This is a genomic window from Sphaerisporangium album (assembly GCF_003323745.1).
Lineage (GTDB): Bacteria > Actinomycetota > Actinomycetes > Streptosporangiales > Streptosporangiaceae > Sphaerisporangium > Sphaerisporangium album.
Genome location: NZ_QOIL01000050.1, coordinates 1 through 4,403, shown reverse-complemented (window position 1 = coordinate 4,403; position 4,403 = coordinate 1). Strand labels below are relative to the sequence as shown.

Sequence of the window (4,403 nt, the reverse complement as noted above, 5' to 3'; positions counted from 1 at the left end):
TGACGGCCAGCAGCGGCAGCTCCAGGGTGTCCAGCCAGCGCAGGAAAGCCGCCAGCACCTGCAGCCGGGTCTGGCGGGTCGCGGCCGAGGGCTTGTCGGCCAGCCAGGCGGCGACCACGCCGAACGTCGTGCGATCGAGGCGGTCGACCAGGTCAACGTCGGCGCCGGGGACCTCTCCGCCGTCGCCGCGGGCCCGGCGCGGCGACAGCCCGGCGATGTCACCGACGCTGACCACCCGGGGCACGGGCGGCCCAGCGGCCTCCCGCTCAGCCGGAACGGAGCCTGGGCCCGCGGCCGCGTCCCGGGCCGCGGCCGCATCGCCGCCAGCGGGAGCGCCAGGCGGCCGCCCCGGCCGGTACACCGCGCTCGGAGCCAGCGCCATGGTGTTGTCGGCAGCCGCTCCCGGGCGCGGGGTCTGTTGCGCCGACGAGTCGAGCTCGGGCGCATGTGGCTGGAGGGTCATCGTGGCTCGCCCGTCTCTTCGTACTCGCCGGCGAGGATGAACTCGTGCCCGGCCAGCAAACCGATCAACGCGGTGCCGAGCTCGGTCGGCTGGACGCCCGCGCCGCGGCAGTCCTTGCCCGGGCAGCGCTCGGGTGCGCCGGGAGTGGCCTGGGCAACGTCGCGCAGCGTGCTGTCGGCGTCGGCACGCGGGGAGGTGACGGTTGTGAGTGACAGGTATTGCGGCGCCTCCATGAGGGCTCCTTGATCAGGCCAGGTCATCCCAGCTCCACGGTTGCGCCGGATGACCATCAGGGGCACGGCCGAACCGAAACCGCACTCCGTTATCCTGACGCCCGAGGAACACACCAAACCGCCCGGCTGCGGGCAGGCGCGCGAGAAGCATGCTGAGCTGTGTGAGTGCCCCAGCTTCGTCCAGAGTGTCCAGCAACGTGTCCAAGGCACCCGTGTCGTATGGGCCGACGTCGTGCAGGGCGACGCGCCGGGCGGGATCACGGGAGAGTAACACGCTGACCTGCTCCTTCGCGCCCGCATCCCACAGAACCTTCAGCAGCCGGGCCACGCCGTTGAGGTCGTCGAGAGCGGTGTGCCGGGCGGGATCACGGGCCAGCAGCACGCTGATCTGCTCCTCCGCGCCCACGCCCCGAAGGGTGTCCAGTAACTGGGCCACGCCGTCGGGGTGATCCAGGGCGATATGCCGGGCGGGATCACGGGCCAGCAGCACGCTGACCTGCTCCTCCGCGCCCACATCCCGAAGGGCGTTCAGCATCCAGGTCACGCTGTGAGGGGCAGCCTGGATAGCGTGACGGGTGGCCCGGATAGCCAGGACGCTGACCTGCTCCTCCGCGCCCAAATCCCGCAGAGTGTTCAGCAGGCTCGTCACGCCGATGGGGTCGTCTAGGGCGGCGTGCCGGGCGGGATCACGGGCCAGCAGCACGCTGATCTGCTCCTCGGCGCCCAACTTCCGCAGAGTACTCAGCAGGAACTCTACGCCGCCGGGCTGGTCCAGCGGCGCGCGATGAGCGGGATTGCGGGCCAGCAGCACGCCGACCTGCTCTTCCGGGAGGACGTGCAGCAGTAACGCCACGCCGTTGAGGTCCTCCAAAGCGGCGTGATGGGCGGCGCGGTCAGCCAGCACGCTGACCTGCTCCTCCGCGCCTACGTGCCGAAGACTATTTAGCAGCAACATCACGCGGATAAGGTCGTGCAAGGGAGCGTGACGAGCGGGATCGCGGGCCAGCAGTAGGCTGACCTGATCTTTCGCACCTGAATCCCACAGAGCCTGCAACAGCAAGCCCGCACCAAAGTGGTCGTTCATGGCAGCGTGACGGGCGGGATCACGGGCCAGTAGCACGTCGGCCTGCTCCTCCGCGCCCACCCTCGGAAGGATGGACAACAGGAGCGCCACAGCGCGCGGGTTATCCGGAGTGGTGCGCATGGTCACCCACTGCGCGGGCCGACGGTCAGAGGGGTGAACGCGGTGCAGCAGGGTGATGAGCTCACTCACCGCGAAGATATCCCCGTAGCGGGTGACGGCGTTTTTGTACAGTTGCGCGGCGTCGCGCAGCAGGCCGCGACCGCACGCGGCGTTGCCGAGAGCGACAAGGTCGCCGGGGTGGGCTCCGATCGCCAGGGCCGCCCAGAACCCGGCCGGGGGGACGTGCTCGTGCCGGTGGCGGCGGCCGTGCTGGTCGAGGTAGTCGGCCAGTTGGTACACCGGCCCCTGTTCGGTGTCGGTGTGCCGGGCGCCGACCGGGCGTGCGGCGGGATCGGCCTTTGGTGATCGTGTGCCGGGACGTGGGCGGATTGCGGTCAGCGGCCCGCGGACGCCCTTGCAGGGCTTGGCGGTGTAGGCCAGTGCCTGCTCCAGCCAGTCCTGTCCGGCGGCGTCCCATTCGGCGTCGGACAGATAGGCCGGGGCGGCGGCCGCCAGCAGCGCGTGCGGCAGGGCTAGGCGGTGGCCCAGGCGGCGGGCGTCCATCGCGGCATGGATGAGTGCCTTGGCCGGGGGTGGAGCGTTGTGGTAGCGGGCCAGCAGTTCGGGAACCCCGGCCAGGTACTGGGTGATCTCGCCGTCGGCGGCGTGGGTCACCGCTTCGGCCAGCCGCGCATCGCCCGCCGCCGCCTGCCGCAGCTCGCGCATCTGCTCGTCGGTGAACCCGGCGTTCATCGCGATGTCGGTGCCGGCCAGTACGGCCCGTGCCTGTGCGTGGCTGTCGGTCTGCGGGTTCGGCGCCTGGCGGGTGAGGGTGTCCCAGTGCTGCGGCCACAGCGTGCCCAGCACCAGCACCGGCGCCCGGCCGGGGTCGGTGAGCAGGGTGCGCAGCGCGGCGGCGACCCGCTCCCCGGTGTCGCCGGCAGTGTCGAAGTAGAACTGGGTCTCGTTCAGCCACACCACGGTGCGCGGGCCCACCGTGGCCAGTTCGGCCAGCGCGGCCTCGGGCCGGGTGGGGTCGAACGGGTGCCATAGTCGCCACCCGCCCTGCGCGCGCAGGATCGTCAGGGCCTCCCAGCAGGCGCGGGTCTTGCCTGTGGAGGACCCGCCGACCAGCACCGCCATCGCGCTGCAGCCGCCGGCGGCCCGGTCGACGACCTCGGCCAGGCGCTGGTCGTGCGCGCGGCGCACATACGGCGGCAGCACCGACAGCGTCCCGGCGTCCGGGCGGGTCGCCTCGATAGGGCGGTGTACCTCCAGCGCCAGCGGGTCGCTCACCTGCTCCAGCGGCCGGCCCGGCCCGTCCGTGGACGCGGCCTGCCGTCCGGTGTCGCGGCGGGGACGCCGATCGGAGCGCACCAGCAACTCCCACTGCGCCGCGGTGGCGGGCCTTTCTCCCGCCCAGCCGGCCAGCACCGCGCCGATCCGGACGAGCTGGTCCAGATCGCGCGGCACGCTGTGGCCGGTTGCCCAGGAGCCCACCGTCGTGTGCGGCACCCCGCAGGCCTCGGCCAGTTCCTTTTGCGTGTGCCGGCGGGGCGGCGGCGTGGCGGCGGCCCGGTGGGCGGCCTGATCCCACAGCCGGGCGAGCTCGGCCAGCACCGCCGAGCCGATGTGAGCCCCGCGGCCCGGGCGAAACGGCGCGCCCATCATTGCTCCCGTGCCATCAGAGCGATCCGAGCCGATCCGGCTCGCACCATCCCGGAGACCGCGCCGATCAGGACGGGCACCGGATCGGCGCACGCCGGATCCGGGAGCCCTGGGATGCGCGCGCCGGATGCCCGCCAATGGCAGGTGTACCGGGCAGCCCGCCCGGCCCATCGCGAAAGGACGTCCCCCATGAAGCTCTCTCCCACCGCCCGGCGTCTGGGCCGCGCCGTGCTGTTCGCCGCCGCCCGCGGCGCGGCGACCGCTGCCGCCTCCGGGCTCACCGGCTTGGCCCTGTGGTGGCTCACCCAGCGCTGAGCGGCCCTCGCTGTGCCTCGGCGCCACCGTCCTCGGCGCCGGGCGGACACCGACGGTCGATCCCATTCCGCCCCGCCGGCCGCCTGCCGGGTGCGCGCCGACCCGGCGGCGGGGCGCGCGCCGGTGACCGAGCGCGGATCGCGCAGCGGGAGCGCCTTTCGGCCGAGAGAAGCCGCCCGCGGTGTCATGCCGGGCCGCCGGCGGCCGGTGTCGCGGGCCAGGTTGCGGCCAAGTGGGCGTTGAGTGCGTCGAGCAGCGCGTCCAGCCGCGGCCCGCTGCCCGCGCTGAGCCGCCCGCCCGAGCGGGGCACCGTCCGGATGCCGGCGTCGAGCAGCTCGGCGCGGGTGAGCACCACGCGGCCGCAGCCCTCGGCCCAGAACGCGTCCGGGGTGCTGGTGTGCAGCACGCCGTCGCCGGTGGCCACCAGCACGGTGCGCGGCGGGTGGCCGCCGGGCGGGTCCACCAGCAGCGCGCAGACCTGCACCCGGGTCAGGCGCGGAGGCCGGGCGGCCGACGGCGCGGCGGAGATCGGATACATCGG

Annotated in this window: 5 protein-coding genes; 1 reads left to right on the top strand and 4 read right to left on the bottom strand. The window is 73.5% G+C overall.

The genetic code is table 11. The annotated features are described in order from the left end of the window. The 3 genes from DQ384_RS40110 to DQ384_RS40100 form a co-directional block, all read right to left on the bottom strand. The coding region (locus DQ384_RS40110; protein ID WP_147269112.1) for a hypothetical protein at positions 1-235 on the bottom strand (235 nt) is incomplete at its 3' end. 224 nt (positions 236-459) lie between these two features. Then, positions 460-696, bottom strand: a complete 237-nt coding sequence (locus tag DQ384_RS40105; protein ID WP_114034121.1) for a hypothetical protein — start codon at positions 694-696, stop codon at positions 460-462. Positions 697-709: 13 nt separating this feature from the next. Then, positions 710-3,499 carry a helix-turn-helix domain-containing protein gene (locus DQ384_RS40100; RefSeq protein ID WP_147269111.1) on the bottom strand — a complete coding sequence of 930 codons (2,790 nt, stop codon included), beginning with the start codon at positions 3,497-3,499 and terminating at the stop codon, positions 710-712. 237 nt (positions 3,500-3,736) lie between these two features. On the opposite strand from DQ384_RS40100, the gene DQ384_RS43925 reads away from it, so the two are divergent. Then, on the top strand, positions 3,737-3,862 hold the full coding sequence (locus DQ384_RS43925; RefSeq protein WP_281274206.1) for a hypothetical protein: 126 nt from the start codon (positions 3,737-3,739) through the stop codon (positions 3,860-3,862). Between the two features lie 184 nt (positions 3,863-4,046). On the opposite strand, the gene DQ384_RS41990 is transcribed toward DQ384_RS43925, so the two are convergent. Beyond that, positions 4,047-4,403, bottom strand: a 357-nt coding sequence (locus DQ384_RS41990; RefSeq protein ID WP_181871707.1) for a hypothetical protein, incomplete at its 5' end; no start/stop codon positions are given.